At 73.0% G+C, this 17,252-nt stretch carries 15 protein-coding genes and 1 riboswitch; of the genes, 10 read left to right on the top strand and 5 right to left on the bottom strand.

Annotated features, from left to right (window positions below):
• Positions 1-578: 578 nt before the first annotated feature.
• Both ABD191_RS02170 and ABD191_RS02165 read right to left on the bottom strand, forming a co-directional pair.
• Entirely contained in the window at positions 579-2,117 is a 1,539-nt protein-coding gene (locus ABD191_RS02170) for a DEAD/DEAH box helicase (protein WP_344076099.1), read from the bottom strand.
• A gap of 184 nt (positions 2,118-2,301) precedes the next feature.
• Positions 2,302-4,341, bottom strand: coding sequence for a hypothetical protein (locus ABD191_RS02165; protein WP_344076097.1), 2,040 nt, complete (start codon positions 4,339-4,341; stop codon positions 2,302-2,304).
• A 13-nt stretch (positions 4,342-4,354) separates the two neighbouring features.
• Here ABD191_RS02165 and ABD191_RS02160 point away from each other — a divergent pair, with 13 nt between their 5' ends.
• Both ABD191_RS02160 and ABD191_RS02155 read left to right on the top strand, forming a co-directional pair.
• Positions 4,355-4,696 carry a hypothetical protein gene (locus ABD191_RS02160; protein ID WP_344076095.1) on the top strand — a complete coding sequence of 114 codons (342 nt, stop codon included), beginning with the start codon at positions 4,355-4,357 and terminating at the stop codon, positions 4,694-4,696.
• Positions 4,697-4,732: 36 nt separating this feature from the next.
• The gene (locus ABD191_RS02155; protein WP_344076093.1) at positions 4,733-5,149 is read left to right on the top strand and encodes a hypothetical protein; all 417 of its coding nucleotides are present in this window, start codon (positions 4,733-4,735) and stop codon (positions 5,147-5,149) included.
• 253 nt (positions 5,150-5,402) lie between these two features.
• Here the strand turns inward: ABD191_RS02155 and ABD191_RS02150 are convergent, their stop codons facing one another.
• Entirely contained in the window at positions 5,403-6,977 is a 1,575-nt protein-coding gene (locus tag ABD191_RS02150; protein WP_344076091.1) for a C40 family peptidase, read from the bottom strand.
• 295 nt (positions 6,978-7,272) lie between these two features.
• Between ABD191_RS02150 and mqnE the strand changes: the two genes are divergently transcribed.
• The 5 genes from mqnE (at position 7,273) to ABD191_RS02125 (ending at position 10,858) form a co-directional block, all read left to right on the top strand.
• Complete coding sequence (gene mqnE, locus ABD191_RS02145; protein ID WP_344076089.1) at positions 7,273-8,442, top strand: aminofutalosine synthase MqnE; 1,170 nt, start codon at positions 7,273-7,275, stop codon at positions 8,440-8,442.
• 18 nt (positions 8,443-8,460) lie between these two features.
• A complete protein-coding gene (locus ABD191_RS02140) occupies positions 8,461-8,829 on the top strand; it encodes a hypothetical protein (RefSeq protein WP_344076087.1) in 369 nt (122 codons plus the stop codon).
• Between the two features lie 53 nt (positions 8,830-8,882).
• A complete protein-coding gene (locus tag ABD191_RS02135) occupies positions 8,883-9,815 on the top strand; it encodes a DUF559 domain-containing protein (RefSeq protein WP_344076085.1) in 933 nt (310 codons plus the stop codon).
• Between the two features lie 273 nt (positions 9,816-10,088).
• Positions 10,089-10,535 (top strand): hypothetical protein, encoded by a 447-nt coding sequence (locus ABD191_RS02130; RefSeq protein WP_344076083.1) that lies wholly within the window; start codon positions 10,089-10,091, stop codon positions 10,533-10,535.
• On the top strand, positions 10,532-10,858 hold the full coding sequence (locus tag ABD191_RS02125; RefSeq protein ID WP_344076081.1) for a DUF4229 domain-containing protein: 327 nt from the start codon (positions 10,532-10,534) through the stop codon (positions 10,856-10,858). The genes ABD191_RS02130 and ABD191_RS02125 overlap by 4 nt, the downstream gene beginning before the upstream one ends.
• Here the strand turns inward: ABD191_RS02125 and ABD191_RS02120 are convergent.
• Positions 10,855-12,273 carry a metallophosphoesterase family protein gene (locus ABD191_RS02120; protein WP_344076079.1) on the bottom strand — a complete coding sequence of 473 codons (1,419 nt, stop codon included), beginning with the start codon at positions 12,271-12,273 and terminating at the stop codon, positions 10,855-10,857. The genes ABD191_RS02125 and ABD191_RS02120 overlap by 4 nt on opposite strands.
• A 72-nt stretch (positions 12,274-12,345) precedes the next feature.
• A riboswitch (adenosylcobalamin (AdoCbl) riboswitch) is annotated at positions 12,346-12,484 on the top strand.
• Between the two features lie 69 nt (positions 12,485-12,553).
• On the opposite strand from ABD191_RS02120, the gene ABD191_RS02115 reads away from it, so the two are divergent.
• Genes ABD191_RS02115 through ABD191_RS02105 form a run of 3 tightly spaced genes read left to right on the top strand, consistent with a single transcriptional unit; the run spans position 12,554 to position 15,380 of the window.
• Positions 12,554-13,489, top strand: coding sequence for an ABC transporter substrate-binding protein (locus tag ABD191_RS02115; protein WP_344076077.1), 936 nt, complete (start codon positions 12,554-12,556; stop codon positions 13,487-13,489).
• A 2-nt stretch (positions 13,490-13,491) separates the two neighbouring features.
• Positions 13,492-14,613: a FecCD family ABC transporter permease gene (locus ABD191_RS02110; RefSeq protein ID WP_425560631.1), complete on the top strand. Its 1,122-nt coding sequence runs from the start codon at positions 13,492-13,494 to the stop codon at positions 14,611-14,613.
• Positions 14,610-15,380, top strand: coding sequence for an ABC transporter ATP-binding protein (locus tag ABD191_RS02105; protein ID WP_344076075.1), 771 nt, complete (start codon positions 14,610-14,612; stop codon positions 15,378-15,380). The genes ABD191_RS02110 and ABD191_RS02105 overlap by 4 nt, the downstream gene beginning before the upstream one ends.
• A gap of 43 nt (positions 15,381-15,423) precedes the next feature.
• Here the strand turns inward: ABD191_RS02105 and recQ are convergent, their stop codons facing one another.
• Positions 15,424-17,250, bottom strand: a complete 1,827-nt coding sequence (recQ, locus tag ABD191_RS02100) for a DNA helicase RecQ (RefSeq protein WP_344076073.1) — start codon at positions 17,248-17,250, stop codon at positions 15,424-15,426.
• Positions 17,251-17,252: the final 2 nt, after the last annotated feature.

Raw genomic sequence — 17,252 nt, 5'->3', positions numbered from 1 at the left:
TTGCGAGTCAGCCGACCCGCCCAGTCACCCCACCATCCTCACTGCGCACCTTGGCGGGATGGACGGGTGTGGTTGCCGCCAAAGTGCGCACCTTGGCGGGGTGGGGCGGCCTGGACGCCCGCCAAAGTGCGCACCTTGGCGGGGACGGACGGGGCCGGATGCCGAAGTGCGCTCCCTTGGCGGGATGGGGCGCTCACGTGTCGCGACCTTGGTCGGGGTGCTGCCAAGGTGCGTACTGGGTGGAGGCGTTCGCGGGCCAAGCGCGGCGGCAGGCCGGCCCTGTCAGGGCTCGTGGGTGGCGGGTCGCCTGCGGGGACGCGGGCCGGCGCTTCGGCGGAGAAAACGAAAGAGACGGCTCCTGTTGAGCCGCCTCCCCCTCTGCGCGTCTTATCCGTGGTGTTGCACTCTCGTTCCAGAACCCCCCGCGTTTCATGGGAGCGCTTCCACGGTTACATCTGTTACCGCCAATGTCAAGGGTTCGCCAGACAGCAAGCGGCTGACCTGCCCAGATGGACAGGTCAGCCGTTTGAGATATTTACGACAGTCACAACACAGAGTTACGGACCCTGTGCCGATGGTCAGCGGAAGCGTCGTCCGCTCGCCCGGTGCCCGCGGGCCGGCCGGTCGGAGTCCACGCGACGGTCGCCATCGTGGCGGTGCCCACCGTCGGGACGGTGGCTGCCCTCGTGCCGGTGGCCGGACTCCGGGCGGTGGCTGCCCTCGTGCCGGTGCGCGCTGTCCGGGCGCTGCGGGCCGCCGTGGCGACGCTCGCCGTCGAAGCGGCGGGGCCGGCGGTCACCCTCGAAGCGGCGCGGACGGTGCTCACCGTCGAACCGGCGCGGGCGAGGGGCCTCCTCGACGATCGTGATCGGCTCGCCGGACGGCTGTCGGGCGCCGGTGACCTCGGCGAGCGCCGGGGCGCCCGCGACCACGTGCGTACGGATCGGCTCGACACCCGCCTTCTCCAGCATGCTCAGCGTGCTGGCCCGCTGGCGCGGCAGCACCAGCGTGACGACCGCACCGGACTCCCCGGCACGGGCCGTACGGCCGGCACGGTGCAGGTAGTCCTTCGGGTCCTTCGGCGGGTCGACGTGGACGACCAGGTCGACGCCGTCGACATGGATGCCACGCGCGGCCACGTTCGTCGCGATGAGGACGTCGACCCGGCCCTCCTTGAACTCGGCGAGCGTCCTCGTCCGTACCCGCTGGGTCTTTCCGCCGTGAAGTGCACCCGCGCGGACGCCGACCGCCGCGAGCTGCTCAACCAGGCGGTCGACCGCCATCTGGGTCTTGACGAACATGATGGTGCGACCGTGCCGGTTCGCGATCGAGGCGAGGATCGTGAACTTGTCGCGTGGCGGGATCATCAGCGTGTGGTGCGTCATCGTGTCCACCGCGGCGACGGCCGGGTCGACCTCGTGCGTGACCGGGTCGGTCATGAACCGCTTGACCAGGGTGTCGACGTCACCGTCCAGAGTGGCCGAGAAGAGCAGCCGCTGGCCGCCCTTCGGCGTCTGGTCGAGCAGCGCGGTCACGTCGGGCAGGAAGCCCATGTCGGCCATCTGGTCGGCCTCGTCGAGCACGGTGACCTCGACCTCGGCGAGCGAGCAGGCGCCGCGCTCGATCAGGTCGGCGAGCCGGCCCGGGGTGGCGACCAGCACGTCCACGCCACGGCGCAGCGCGTCGATCTGGATCCCGTACGACGAACCGCCGAAGGCGGTCTTGGTGAAGAGCTTGATCGATTTCGCGAGCGGGGCCAGCGCGTCGTTGACCTGCATGGCCAGCTCACGGGTTGGCACCAGGATCAGGGCCTTGGGGCGGTGCGGCGCGCTGCGCTCGCCCCGCGCGAGTCGGGTGAGCAGCGGCAGGCCGAACGCCAGCGTCTTGCCGGAGCCGGTCTGGCCGCGGCCCAGCACGTCGCGGCCGGTCAGGGCGTCCGGGATCGTGGCGGTCTGGATGGGGAACGGGGCCGTGATGCCCGCGCGGCCCAGGGCGCGAACGAGCTGCCGGGGCAGGCCGAGTTCGGCGAAGCCCGGGGCGGCGTTCTCGGCGGGCTCATCGAGGACGGAGGGCAGGGTGTTGAGCGCGCTCATTTCGAGCGCAGCGTCGATCGACATGATGGTGATGGGAACCTCTCCAAGCGGGCCGTCCTCAGCGACAGTTGCGTGAAGAGAACAGCCCATCATCGGCGCGCCTGTACGCGCGGCCGGACATAAGATCCCACCTATCGTACCCGGTCTAAACGTCACGCCGGCAGCGGCGTGACGACCGGCACCGGCGCTGTGTCCGGCATCACCCGATTCAGCCGTTGAAAAAGGATGAGGCGAGTACGGCCACGAACGCGCCCACCAGCAGCACCATCCCGAGGCCGGCCGCCAAGATGATCACCACTCGGCGGGTACGCGAGCGGCTCTCCGCGGGCGGGACCGTCGCCGGCAGGCCCTGGGCCAGGATGTGGCCCGTGAACGACCCGGAGTCGTTCAGGTACGAGTCCGGGTCGGTGCTGCCCGGCCCGGCGTAACCGCCGCCGTACACCGTCCCCTGTGGAGCCTGGCGCGGCGTCTGGTAGGCGGACGGCATCCACGTGTCGTCCACCGCGCCCCCGCCGATCGTGTGTGGCGGCGGTACGGGCGGGGCTGGCTGAGGGTACGGGTGGGGCGGCTGCGGGCCCGGGTAGGGCGGCACGGGCGGACCCGGCGGCGTCGGCGGTCCGGGCGGCGTGGGCGGGCCCGGAGGGGTCGGCGGGAACGGCTGCGGGTGTCCGGGGTCCGGCGCGGGCCGGCCGGGGTCGGGGGTGGGGTACGGGGTCGGTTCGGGCGTCGGGAACGGCGTCGGCAGCGGACCGGGCGGTGGCAGCGGCGTGGGCGGCGCAGGCGTGGGTGTCGGCGGACCGGGCGGCTGCGGCGGCCACGGCGAAGGCGGCTCCGGTGGGGAAGGCGGTGCCGGCGGCTCGTCCGGCTCACCGGGTTCGGGCGGCTCGCCTGGCTCCGGCGGCGCCGGTGGGCTGGTGGGCTCCGGCGGGCGGACCGGGTCCGGCGGGTCGATGGGTTCGGGCGGGCGGACGGGCTCGGGCGGGCTCGCCGGGTCCGGGGGACCGTACGGGTCGGGCTGCGCGTAGGCGCCGGGTGGCGCGTACGGGCTGTGCGACGCCGGCGAATGCGGGCCGGCCTGGGAGTAGGGGTCCCAGGGCGAGTGGGGCTCGGTGGGGCTGATCTGCCGCGGTGGCTCCGGCTCGGTCACGGTCAGCGGCGCGCGTGGCGGCTCACCGACGTGGGCGGACCGGGGCGGTTCGCCGGAACGGATCGGCTCCATGATGTCGACCGGCGCCCAGGAGTCGTCCGTGGACGGCCACGGCGTCACATGCGCGGCATGCTCGGCGGGTGCCGAGGTGGGTTCCGCGGTCGGGGGCGCGCTCAGCGCCGGTCCGGCACTGGGCGGGGTATTCCCGAACGCGCCCGACGGGTGCGAGGCGCCGCCGAGCACATCCACAATGGAGACCGGCTCGGCGGGCACCTGCGCCACCGGCTCCGCGCGGTACACGCGCGACGCGGACCGGACCGGCACGTCGGCGAGATCTTCCGGGTTGATCCGGGCGAGGTTCGGCACCGATGCCGTGCCCCGCACGCCGGTCGGAGCCGGCGTGGCGCCCGACAGTGGCGGCGGGGCGGGGGACTGCGGTGGCGGGGCGGCGGACTGGGGCGGCGTGGTGCCCGACCGCGGTGACGCGGCGGCCGACGGAGCTGGCGGCGGCACGGGCGCGGCCGGCTGCTGCGGCGCGGGAGCGTAGCTCGACATCGGTCGGGCCGGCTCGGCAGCCGGGTAGCCCGCCGGACGTGGCGGCTCCATGGCCGGGTGGCTCGCTGCCGGAGGTGCGGGCGGCCGTTCGTCGGACGCCACGGGGCCCGACAGCGGGGGGTTCGGGGTCGCGCTGTGCGGCCCGGAGGCGGCCGGGTCCGGCGCAGGTCGGGCGATCGAGAGCGACTCGGCCCAGGCGTCCACGGGCTGGTCGTCGAAGTAACCCGGCGGGAGGTTCGGCGGCCCAGCGGACGGGACCGGCATGGGGGCGCCCGCGACCTGCCACGGCTGGGCGAACTCGGCCCACGGCAGGGGCGGCGTTGTGGTCGGCTGGGTCTCGCCGGTGGCCAGGTTGGCGTGCGGCGGGACGGAGGCCGTCCCGGACGGTCGAGCCGGGCTGCCGGGGGCGCCAGCCGGGCTGCCGGGCGCGCCTGCCGGGCGGCCGGGCGCCAGGGGCGATCCGCCGGGCGGCGTCGCGGTGTTGTGCGGAGGCGGGCCAGCCGGCGGGCGGGGTGTCGGTAGTGGGGGCGCGGCGACGGCGGGCATCGGCGGCGCGGCCGTGGGAGGCGGGCTGGCGGGCGGCGCGGCATACGCCGCTGGGGGCGCGTACCCCGGCGGCGGCGCGGGGTATCCCGGCGGCGGCGTGGCGGGCGGCTTCGGCTGCTGGCCGAACGCCGACGACAGCGAGGTGACCGGCGGCGGCGGGGTGGTCGGGGCCGTGCCCGGCGGCGGTCCGTCGACCGTCGGCGACGAGAACGCGGAGAACGTCGACGTCGAGGGGGAGTCCACCGTGGGCGATGAGAAGCCGGAGAACGTCGAGGCTGCGGGGTCCGGCACGGGGCGCGGCCTGCGTACGGGCAGCGGGGTGGCGCCGCCCTCAGCGGCGCTGGCCACCCGGTAGCCACCGGAGGCGGGCGGTTCGGTCCCGTCCGGGGCGGTGGGCGTCACGCTCGCCCGGCCGCGCGCGCCGGCCTGGTCGGGCGCGGCCGGTGCGCCCGGCGTCCGAGGCGGGAACGGCGTCGCGGGCGACTCGTCCGACCGGGGCGGGGCCGGCGTACGCGTAGGCAGGGCCGCAGGCGTGTCGGACGGCAGGGAAGCCGCCGGGATCCGCGTCGGCAGACCCGGCGGGGCGTCCGGCGGCAGGGACGCCGCGGGCGTACGGGTCGGCAGCGGCGGGACCGCGGGCATGGGCGGCACGGGCAGGGGCGACGGGGCGAGTGGCGACGCGGGCGTGGTCAACTCCGGCTCGCGCCGGGAGGGGTGCGCGGTCGTCTCCGCGAACGGTGACGACGACCCGTCCGGCGGCGTCGGCGTGGCCTCCGACCCGGCGGGTGTTGGCGCGTACTCCATGTGACACTGCCTCCAGCGTTCGCCCGGCGCGCACGCTGCCTGCACGAGCGTCGCGGCGACCGCTCCACCGGGCGGCACCGGCCGGGACTGTGGTTCCGCTTAACGGTGCCATACCGGCCCGGGTTCGCGCAGCCGTCACCATCGCGGGAAGATCATATTGCGGTTGTAGATGGCCAGGAAAAGCCAGCTGGCCTGCAGCTTTACTTTTTGTACGCAATGTGAACAGGCGTTTATGTCCCGTCCCAGTGCGCGGGCGGTCACTCCGTCGGGCGGCTCTGCGCGCTGGTCGCGGCCGCTGAACTCGTCTCCGCCGCGGTGGTCGCCTCCTCGCTGGTCTCGGCCGCGCTGGTCTCGGCCGCCGTGGTCTGCGCGGTCGTGGTGGGTGGCGCGGTCGTCTTCGACGGCGGGATCGTCTTCGACGGCGCGGTCGTGGTCGGAGGCGCCGTGGTCGGCCGCGTCGTCGTGGGCGGCGCGGACGTCGTGCTTCCCGGGCGCGTGGTGGCCGGCGCGGTCGTCCGCGGCGGCGTCGTCGGGGGCCGCGTCGTGGTGGGCGGCGCGCTCGTCGGCGGCCTGGACGTCGGCGCGGCGGACGGGGCGACCCGCTTCGCGGGCAGCACGCGGGCCGCGCCGTAGTACTCCGACCACCAGATGGGCGCCACGCGGACGTGGTCGCCGAACGTGGGCGCGTGCACCATCTTGCCGTTGCCGATGTACATCGCGACATGGTGGATCTGGCGCCAGTCGCGCTTGTCCGTGCTGAAGAAGAGCAGGTCGCCGGGGAGCAGGTTCTCGACCCGAACCTTCGTCGTCAGGCCCGCGTACTGCCAGACCGCCACGCGGGGGATGGTCTTGTCGACCGACCGGTACGCGGCGAAGGTCAGGCCGGAGCAGTCGTACGCGTTCGGGCCCTCGGCCGCCCACACGTACGGCTTGCCGACCTGGCGCAGCGCGAACCGCACCGCGTCGACGGCCTTCTCGTTCGCCTCGTACCCGTTGTTCGCACCGCCGATCGCGTACGAACCGCCGAGCCCTTCCTCGTAGGTGTCGCGCTCCTTGGTGATGTCGGCGAGCTTGTCCTTGTTGCGGTCGCGCAGCACGTTGAGGGCCTTGGTGTGCCGGTCGAACTGCTCCTTGACGACCGCCCGCTGCCGGATGAGGTCCTCGTTGCGCTTGACCGCCGCCTCGTACGCCGTCTTGGTCGACCGTTCGAGCCGCTCGGCGCGCTCGACGTCGAACTGCACCGAGTCGCGGCCGGGCGGCTTGCGGGCCGCGTCCACGTTCTGCCCGAACGCGGGCGCCATGGCGCCGAGTTCCTGCAGGTCGTTGGCGTAACCCTGGAGCGGGCCGAGAGCAAGGGCGCCCTTGTACGAGTCGGCGGCGATGTCGCGGGCGCGTTGCCGGTGCACGGCCAGTTGGGCGGTGGCGACCTGCCAGGGCAGGCGCGCGGCGGTGACCGCCGGGCCGGCCAGGGCGAGATCGGCGTCTATCTGCTTGAGCTGCTCGCCGAGCCGCTCCTTCGAGCTGGACGCCGCGATCAGCTGGAGCGTCACCGGATCCATCTGGGTGCTCGGCGATGTGACCGGGGTCTGGGGCACGTTCGCCAGGGTCAGGGGAACCTCAGCGATCGGCTCGGAGCCGCCGGCCGGGCCCCGGGCGACGCCCGCCTTGAGCGGCGGCGGCACGATGCCGGCCTGGGTGCCGGGGAAGACCGTTCGCGGCGCTGCGGGAGTGCTGACCTGGCCGCTCGCCGGGCTCCCCACGCCGAGGCTGGGCGGGGCACCGTGGGGGCGCGCGCCGTCGCCGGGGTCGGCCTGGGCCATCGCGGGTGTCATCCAGACGAACGTGACAGTGGCCGCCGTGGCGGCGGTCGCCGCGCGTCCCAGGCGTGCGGGCACACGCTTCGGCTGGCGCCGCCTCCCCATGCGTACCCCTTAATCCCGTTTTTGACACAAATAGTCCGAACTGCTTTCGCGTCCGGTCACTACCACATTCGTACCTCACGACCACGCGCCGTGTCGACGGCGAACGCGACACCAGTTCGGAAACCGACTGGGCGGCAGGTGAACGGGACGACGACGTAGGCTCGGGCACGGGCGCCCGCGCGTCGGTGCCCGGAGGGGGCAGGTCATGGACGTCGGGCTCAAGCGCGAGATCGAGGCGAAGGTCTACGCCGGGGAGCGGCTCAGCCGCGAGGACGGCGAGGCCCTGTACGCGTGCGACGACCTGGCCTGGCTGGGCCGGCTCGCGCACCACAAGCGCACCGAGCTCAACGGCGACCGGGTCATGTTCAACGTGAACCGGCACCTGAACCTCACCAACGTCTGCTCGGCGTCCTGCGCGTACTGCTCGTTCCAGCGCAAGCCGGGCGAGAAGTCGGCGTACACGATGCGCGTCGAGGAGGCGGTCGCCAAGGCGTTGGAGATGCGCGACGAGCAGCTCACGGAGCTGCACATCGTCAACGGTCTGCACCCGACGCTGCCGTGGAAGTACTACCCGCGGGTGCTGCGCGAGCTCAAGGCCGCCCTGCCGGACGTGTCGCTCAAGTGCTTCACCGCCACCGAGATCCAGTGGTTCGAGAAGATCTCCGGACTGCCGGCCGACGAGATCCTCGACGAGCTGATGGACGCGGGCCTGTCCTCGCTCACGGGCGGGGGCGCGGAGATCTTCGACTGGGAGGTCCGGCAGCACATCGTCGACCACGCCTGCCACTGGGAGGACTGGTCGCGCATCCACCGCCTCGCCCACAGCAAGGGCATGAAGACGCCGTCGACCATGCTCTACGGTCACATCGAGGAGCCCCGCCACCGCGTCGACCACGTCATCCGGCTCCGGGAGCTGCAGGACGAGACCGGCGGCTTCCAGGTCTTCATCCCGCTGCGCTACCAGCACGACTTCGTCGACGCGGCCGACGGCAAGATCCGCAACCGCATCCAGGCGCGCACCACGATGGCGGCGCCGGCCGAGTCGCTCAAGACCTTCGCCGTGTCCCGCCTGATGTTCGACAACGTGCCGCACGTCAAGTGCTTCTGGGTCATGCACGGCCTGTCGGTCGCCCAGCTGTCGCTCAACTTCGGCGTCGACGACCTCGACGGCTCCGTCGTGGAATACAAGATCACCCACGACGCGGACTCGTACGGCACGCCGAACACCATGCACCGCGACGACCTGCTGCACCTCATCTGGGACGCCGGCTTCCAGCCCGTCGAGCGCAACACCCTCTACCAGGTGGTACGCGAATATGACCGGCCCACCCCGCTGGCCGAGCGGCGCGCGGTGCCCCAGGACGTGTGGAGCTGAGCGGGTACCGTTCGACGGGTGCGCCTGCTGCCCCCGCCCACCCCGGACGGGGCGCTGCCGTGGCGTACCCCGATTCTGACGTTTTTGATCTTTTGTGTACCGCTGGGACTGGCCATGTGTGGTGCGAGCGTCGCCTTTGACCTGCGTATCGGCGGTGACGTCGCGCCGCTCGTGGTGAGCATCTGCTCGACGTGGGCCTGGTTCGTCAAGGGGCCACGGCACCGCGGGTGGGCGGTGGCCGCCGTCATGGGCATGGCCATCGCGGCGGGCGGGTTCGTCCACAGTGGTGGGTCGGAGTTCGAGGTCTTCCTCCGGGCGCTGGGCGTGGCCCTGGCCGGCGCGTACGCGTTCGCGTTCATCACCCACCTGCCCGTGGACGGGCCGTAGCGGTTATCCACAGGGCCTTCCGGCGTCACTGCGCGGTGGGAAGACTGCGGCAGGTGGACCTGCCGCCCGACGACGCCGACGACCTCACGTGGCTCCTCTTCCGGCAGGACAACGTCCTCACCCGCCGCCAGGCCATCGCCCACCTGAGCGCTGACGCGGTGCGCCATCGCCTGCGGACCGGACGCTGGCTGACCCTGCACCGGGGCGTGCTGCTGGCCCAGCCGGGGCCGGTCACGCTCGGCCAGCGGCAGTGGGCGGCGGTGTTGTCGGCCGCCGCGCGCGGGCAGGCGTACCTGGCCGGGCTGTCGGCGCTGGGCGCCGCAGGCCTGCGCACCGTGCGCAGCTCGGCCATCCACGTCCTGCTGCCGGGCGAGCGCCGGGATCGGAAGGCGCCTCCGGGCGTCCGCGTGCACCGGACGCGGCACCTGCATGCCGACGACCTGCGTACGAACGGTGCGCCGCCCGCCACCATGCCGGCCCGGTCGGTCGTCGACGCCGTGTGCTGGGCGGAGTCGGCCGACCAGGCCCGGCTGATCCTCGCCGCGACGTTTCAGCAGCGGCTCGTTGATGTCGCCGACGTGGCGCGGGTACTGGAAAGGCTGCCGAAGCTGCGCCGGCGTCCCCTCATCCTGCGGACGCTCGCGGACGTCGGCGCGGGTTCGCACTCGCTGGCCGAGCTGGATCTTGTTCGGCTGTGCCGGCAGGCCGGCCTTCCCACCCCCAGTCGCCAGGTACCTCGGGTTGACAGCGATGGGACGCATCGCTATCTGGATCTTCTTTTTGAGGAGTGGGGTGTGCACGTCGAGGTGGACGGCGCGCACCACGTGGATGCCCGGCAGTGGTGGCTCGACCTGCGCCGGCAGAACGCGCTGGCGGCGTACGGCATGCGAACACTGCGGTTTCCCGCGTTCATGATCCGCGAACAGCCGGACGTCGTGGTGGCGCAGATCCGGACCGCGCTGCGGGCCGCCGGCTGGCCGGGCTGATCTGTCCCATGTGGATTCGTGGACGGAATGTGGCGCCCAGGCACCCCAACGCGCCCACGAATCCACATAGGACGGCGAGTCTGCGGGCGCGAAAGGGGTAAAAGTGACAGATTCAGGGCGCGCCTGCGTGAGGGCCGGACGATTTCCGACTGCGCCTGCGTGACGGCGTGGACGATGCAGGGCTGCGCCCGGACGATGCGGGCTGCTTCCGGGTGGCCGGCCGGATGGGGTGCCGGCGGGGTGCCAGGTCCGTCGCGTACGCTGCATTCCGACATGACGGACGAAAACCGGGCGCGGACGTTTCCGCGGCGCGACAAGTACGGGCGGGTGATCAGCCTCGTTGAGCTGGTCGCCACCATGATCGTTGGGCTCGTCGTGGGGGTCGCGGTTCTCGCGCTCTTCGACGGGTTGCTCGTGGCGCTCGGCGGGGGCAGCTTCGGGGACGCGTCCGGATGGTTGGCCGTGGTGCTGCCGCTCATGATCCTCGTGGAGGACTTCCGGGCCTGGCGTACCGCCGGCGGCCGCCGGTGGATCTGCGCGGCGGTGGCCCTTGCCCTCGGTGCCGGCGTCGGGCTGGGTGCGGCGGCGCTCACCGGCAGTCTGCCCAATCTCGTTTCCGGGGCGGTGGGTGCGGCGGTCGCCGTGCTGGTCTATACCGTGGTGTGGTTCGTGTGGATCCGCTGGCTCTCCGGCGACGAGCCCTTGGAGGCAAAACCGTGAACCCCGCTATCAAGTACTCGCTCGGGCGCATCGGAATCTTCCTGGTCGTCGCGGTGCCGGTGCTGCTGTTCCTGCCAGCCACCATGAACACGCTGTTGAAGCTCATGATCGCAATCGTGATCTCGGCGGCGCTCTCCTTCTTCCTGCTGCGCGGGTTGCGCGACCAGGTAGCCGACCAGATGTCCGCGAACGCCCGCCGCAAGATCGAGGAGAAGGAGCGCCTCCGCGCCGCCCTCGCGGGCGACGACGAGCAGAAGCCCGCGGACGAGCAGAAGCCCGCGGACGAGCGGAAGCCCGCGGACGAGCGGAAGCACAACGCCTAGCAGGTCACCGACCCCGTGCCGGGCCCGGCCGGCGTGGTGACCACGCGCCCGCGGGTGTCCCGGAACTCCCACCGCAGCACCCCGGCCCCCGCAGTGATGAAGACCGCCCCGGGCACCCCCGTGGCCAGCCAGGCCGAGCGCTCGTCGCCGTCGCGGTCCCGGTGGGGGATGTGCCCGCCGGCCCCGGAGATCAGCTGCACGACATGCCCGGTGCGCCGCAGCGTGCCGTCGAGCGGCCGGAACGCCTGCATGTGATGTTGATGCCCGTTCAGGATCAGGTCGCCGCCGTGGTCGGCGACGAGCCGCCACAACGACGCCATCCAGGGCGCCTCGGGCCCCGGCGACAGGACAGGCCGGTGCCAGGCCGCGACCACGCAGGAGTGCCGGTTCGCGGCCAGTACCCGTCGCGCCCACGCGTACTGGGCCGGGCAGCCGCGCTTGGCGCACTCGCTGTCGAGCAGCAGGAACCGCACCCCGGCGTACGTGAACGTCGACCAGGTCGGCCGGCCGCGCCAGAAGGCGCGCCACGCGTCCGGGTTGTGCGCCTCGTGGTTGCCGTAGACGGGCTGGGTGAAGCCGACGAGCGGACCCCATCCGTTGTCGGCGAAGTTGGTACGCCACTCGGCCGCCGTGCCCTTCTCGTAGATGTCGCCGAGGTAGAGCAGGACGTTCGCCGGGGAGCGCCGGATGAGGGCGGCGACCGCCGCGCTGTCGGCCGTACCGTCGCCGCCGTCGCCGACGGCCGCGATAACCGGTCCGTCGGCGCGCCACAGGTCGGCCGGCGGGTCGGCGCGGGGCGCGAACCGGGCGGCCCAGTCGCGGGCCACCGCCGGCCGGGTACCGCCGTTGTCGATGGTCAGCCGCAGCGCGACCGGCGCCCCGAGCCCTTGCCCGGACGAGTACGCCTGGGCCATCAGGTAACCCGGCCCGTCCGGGTAGGCGGCGGTGGGCCAGGTCAGCGCCCACGGGCGGCCGAACGCGGTGAGCAGCGGTTGCGCGTCGCGGATCGTGCGTCCCCAGGAGAAGCGCACCTGGTTGGACCAGCCCTCGACCGTGGTGGTGACGCTCACTGTGCCGCGCAGCGTGACGTCCGGCACGCTGACGCACAGCCGCGCCCCGCTGGACGTGCCGCACGCCCGCGCCCCGTGCGCCGCCGCGCCGAGCGCCACGACCTCGCCGCCCCGACCACCCGGCCCACGCCCGCCGCCCGAGTCCGAGCGGCCGTCCGCGCTCCGCCCGGCGTCCGCGGCCGGTGCGGGCCCTTCGGCCGTCACGGCTCCGGCGACAGATCCGGCGACGGATCCGTTCGGCGCGACGAAGCGCCCGCCGGTCTCCGCGCTGATGGTCAGCAGCAGCACGCCGGCGACGAGCAACGCGCCCGGCCGCCCTGTCGGAAAGAAGCGATTAATCGTCATTTGCGGACCATCGTGGCCGGCCGACCGACCCGGAGCCACCCGGCGCGCCGATGACCCCCCGGAAGCGGTCCGCTACGGTCGTACCCGACAGCCCCACAGCGAAGCCGGTGCGAGTCCGGCGCTGTCCCGCAACTGTGACCCTCAACGCCGAGGGAAGCCAGGTCGCCTGCGGGGTCGTCGCGAACAAGCGCTCTCGAGGAAGAGTGCCTCGCAGGCCGGGACGCCCGCACGCAGGTCCCCGTCGGCGAAGCCACCACCCCTCGTCGACTGGAGGACCTGAATGAGACCCACTCCGCTACGCAGGATCGCCGCGACGTTCGCGGTGCTCGCGCTCGCGTCCGGCGCCGCGGCCTGCGCCGATGAACCCCAAACCCCCTCGGGTACGCCCACGGGCGCGGCGGTTTCCTACCCCGTCACGGTCGGTGGGGTCACCCTCGACGCGCAACCACAGAAGATCGTTTCGCTGTCGCCCACGACGACGGAGATGCTCTTCGCGATCGACGCGGGCACGCAGGTGACCGCGGTCGACGACCAGTCGAACTACCCGGCGGACGCGCCGAAGACAGACCTGTCCGGCTACCAGCCGAACGCCGAGGCGATCGCCGCCAAGAACCCCGACCTCGTCGTCCTGACGACCGACGCGAACAACATCGTCAGCCAGCTCGGCGCGCTGAAGATCCCGGTGTACGTGGCGTCGGCCGCCACCACGCTCGACGACACGTACAAGCAGCTCACCGAGCTGGGCGCGCTCACCGGCCACCCGGCCGAGGCGGCCGCCGAGGTGCAGCGCATGAAGGACCAGATCGCGAAGATCATCGCGTCGGTGCCCCAGCGCGCGACCCCGCTCACGTACTACTACGAGCTGGACCCGACGTTCTACTCGGTCACGTCGAAGACGTTCGTCGGCTCCCTGTTCGCGCAGCTGGGGCTCACGAACATCGCGGACGCGGCCGACACGAAGAACTCCGGGTACCCGCAGCTGTCCGCCGAGGCGATCATCAAGGCGAACCCGGACCTGATCTTCCTGGCCGACGCGAAGTGCTGCGGCCAGTCGGCTGAGGCGGTCGCCAAGCGGGCCGGCTGGGCCGGCATCACGGCCGTGGCCAAGAACCAGGTCGTCGCCCTGGATGACGACATCGCCTCCCGCTGGGGCCCCCGCGTCGTCGACCTGCTCCAGACGGCCGCCGACGCGGTCGCGAAGGTCCCGGCCAGCTGATCGTGACCGACCGCACCGCCGCCGACCCGCCGGACGCGCCCACCGCGCGCCCGGCGGGCGCGGCACCCAGGCCCTCCCGGCTGCCGTGGGGGTGGCTGGCCGCGGGCGTGGTGGCCGTGATCCTCGCCGCGGTCGCCGGCCTGGCGTTCGGGCCCGTGCGGCTCAACCCGTGGGCGGTGTTCCTGGAGCTGCTCGACCAGCTGCCGGGTGTCGCGGTGCGCAGCGGCCTGACGGAGCGCGAGGCGGCCATCGTCACGGAGCTGCGCCTGCCCCGCGTCTGCCTGGGCCTGCTCGTCGGCGCCATGCTGGCGATCGCGGGCGGCACGTATCAGGGGATCTTCCGTAACCCGCTCGCCGACCCGTACCTGCTGGGCGTCGCGGCCGGGGCCGGGCTGGGCGCGACGGCCGCGATCGCCGGCCGCAACGCGTTCGGCGACCTGCCGGCGATCGGCGGGGCCGGCACCCCGGCGCTCGTCCCGCTCGCGGCGTTCGTCGGCGCGCTCGTCGCCGTCGGGCTGACCTACGGGCTCGGCGCGGCCGGCGGCCGGGCCCGCACGCCCACCACGCTGATCCTCGCCGGGGTGGCTGTGGCCAGCTTCCTGACCGCCGGCCAGACGTTCATCCAGCAGAAGTACGTCGACACGATCCGCGAGGTGTACTCCTGGATCATGGGCCGGCTGGCCACGACGGGCTGGCACGACGTGCTGCTCCTGCTGCCCTACGTCGTCGTGGCCGCGATCGTCATCCTGCCCCTGGCGCGCCAGCTGGACGTCATGTCGGTGGGCGACGAGGAGGCCGCCGCGCTGGGCGCGCATCCCGCGCGTACCCGCTATCTTTTGATCATTGTGGCGTCGTTGGGCGCCGCCGCGGCCGTGTCTGTCTCGGGGCTGATCGGCTTCGTCGGGATCATCGTGCCGCACACGGTGCGCCTGCTGGCGGGCAGCGGGTACCGGGTGATCCTGCCCCTGTCGCTGTTGTTCGGGGCCGCGTTCCTGTGCCTGGCCGACCTGGCCGCGCGCACCCTCGACGCGCCGAACGAGATCCCGATCGGCGTGGTCACCGCGTTCTTCGGCGCGCCGTTCTTCATCGTCGTGCTGCGCACCGCGAGGCGGGTGACCGGATGATCGCGATCGACGGGGTGCACGTCGCCTTCGACGGTACGGAGATCCTGCACGGCGTGGATCTCACGGTCGCGGCCGGCTCGTGGGTGACGATCATCGGCCCGAACGGCGCGGGGAAATCCACGTTGTTGCGCGCCGTCGGCGGCCTCCTGCCGTTCGCCGGGTCGATCACCCTCGCGGGTACGCCGCTGGCGCGCCTGCGCCGCCGCGAGCGGGCCCGGCTGGTGGCCACCGTGCCGCAGACGCCTGTCGTGCCGCCCGGCATGAGCGTGCTGGACTACGTGCTGCTGGGGCGTACCCCGTTCATCCCGACGCTCGGGCGCGAGTCCGCCCGCGATCTGGCCGCCGTGTTCGGGGTGCTCGAACGGTTGGACCTGCACGGCTTCGCCGGCCGGGCGCTGGACACCCTCTCGGGTGGCGAGCGGCAGCGGGCGTTCCTGGCCCGGGCGCTGGCTCAGGAGGCGACGATCCTGCTGCTGGACGAGCCGACGTCCGCGCTCGACATCGGCCACCAGCAGGAGGTGCTGGATCTGGTCGACGAGCTGCGCCGCGACCACGGGCTCACCGTGCTGGCCACCATGCACGACCTGTCGATCGCCGGCGAGTACGCGGAGCGCCTGGTGCTGCTGGCGGGCGGCCGGGTCGCGGCCGCCGGCCCGCCCCGCGAGGTCCTGACGGAGCAGTTGCTCGCCGACCACTACCACGCCCGGGTCCGCGTGATCGACACCCCCGACGGGCCCCTCATCGCCCCGATCCGCGCCGCTCATTAGCGGGTTGTCGCTGTGCCGGCCACGGCGTCCATAACTCCGGCGGTCAGGTGATCGTGTCGAGGACGGACTGGCCGAACTTCGTCAGCTTGGCCTCGCCGACGCCGCTGATCGTGCCCAGGTCGGCCAGGGTGGCGGGGCGCTGGGCGGCGATCTGGCGCAGGGTGGCGTCGTGGAAGATCACGTACGCCGGGACGCCCAGCTCCTTGGCCGTCGCCGCCCGCCAGGCGCGCAGGCGCTCGAACAGCGCCGCGTCCGGGCCGGCCAGGGCCTCGGGGGCGGCCGGACGCGTCGCGCGGGAGCGGCGCGACGGGCGGGGCGGATCCTTGCGGAGCATGACCTGGCGGCGCTTGGCCAGCACGTCGGCGCTCGATCCGGTGAGCGACAGGGTGCCGTAGTCGCCCTCGACCGCGAGCAGCCCCTGGGCCAGCAGCTGCCGGATGACCGTGCGCCACTCGGGTTCGGTGAGGTCGGCGCCGACGCCGAACACGGTCAGCTCGTCGTGGTGGTGCTGGACGACCTTGTCGGTCTTGCGGCCGAGCAGGATGTCGACGCACTGGCCGGCGCCGAAGCGCTGCCCGCGCTCGCGGTCCAGCCGGAGCACGGTGGAGAGCAGCTTCTGCGCGGCGATCGTGCCGTCCCACGACTCCGGCGGGGTGAGGCAGGTGTCGCAGTTGCCGCACGGCCCGACGGCCGGCTCGCCGAAGTAGTTGAGCAGCTGACCGCGTCGACACTGGACGGTCTCGCACAACGCCAGCATCGCGTCGAGGTGCGCGGCCAGCACCCGCCGCCGCGACCGGTCGGCGTCCGAGGTGTCGATCAGCTTGCGCTGCTGGACGACGTCCTGCAGCCCGTACGCCAGCCAGGCCGTGGACGGCTGGCCGTCGCGGCCCGCCCGGCCCGTCTCCTGGTAGTAGCCCTCCACCGACTTGGGCAGGTCGAGGTGGGCGACGAAGCGCACGTCCGGCTTGTCGATGCCCATGCCGAACGCGATCGTCGCGACCATGACCAGACCGTCCTCCCGCAGGAACCGGCGCTGGTTGGCCGAACGGGTCCCCGCGTCGAGACCCGCGTGGTAGGGCAGCGCGTCGATGCCGTTGGCCACCAGCATCTCGGCCGTGCGCTCCACGGAGGCGCGCGACAGGCAGTAGACGATGCCGGCGTCGCCCGCGTGCTCGCCGCGCAGCAGGTCGAGCAGCTGCGACTTAGGGTCGACCTTCGGCACGATCCGGTACTGGATGTTGGGGCGGTCGAAGCTCGCCACGAAATGGGGCGCCCCGCCGAGATCGAGCCGGGTGGCGATCTCGTCACGGGTCGCCGTCGTCGCCGTGGCGGTCAGCGCGATGCGCGGCACCTGCGGCCAGCGCTCGTGCAGCACCGACAGGTTCAGGTAGTCGGGCCGGAAGTCGTGGCCCCACTGTGCCACGCAGTGCGCCTCGTCGATCGCGAACAGCCCGATCTCGCCCCGGGCGAGCAACGACATCGTGTTCGGTGAGCCGAGCGCCTCGGGCGCCAGGTAGAGCAGGTCAAGCTCGCCGGCGAGGAACTGGGCCTCGACCGCGCGCCGCTCGCCGAACTCCTGCGTCGAGTTAAGATAACCGGCGCGCACGCCCAGCGTGGTGAGCGCGTCGACCTGGTCGTGCATGAGCGCGATCAGGGGCGAGATCACGACCCCGACGCCCGGCCGCACGATCGCCGGAATCTGGTAGCACAGCGACTTGCCGCCGCCCGTCGGCATGAGGACCAGCGCGTCGCCGCCGCCCACCACCTGGTCGATGATGGCCCGCTGCTCGCCCCGGAACGCGTCGTAGCCGAACACGCGCCGCAGCACCACAGCGGGATCGGCCCCCACGAGCTGTCCGGACGACGTCATCC

It is taken from the genome of Luedemannella helvata (genome assembly GCF_039528415.1).
Classification (GTDB): domain Bacteria; phylum Actinomycetota; class Actinomycetes; order Mycobacteriales; family Micromonosporaceae; genus Luedemannella; species Luedemannella helvata.
This window is presented reverse-complemented; position numbering and strand designations above follow the sequence as displayed.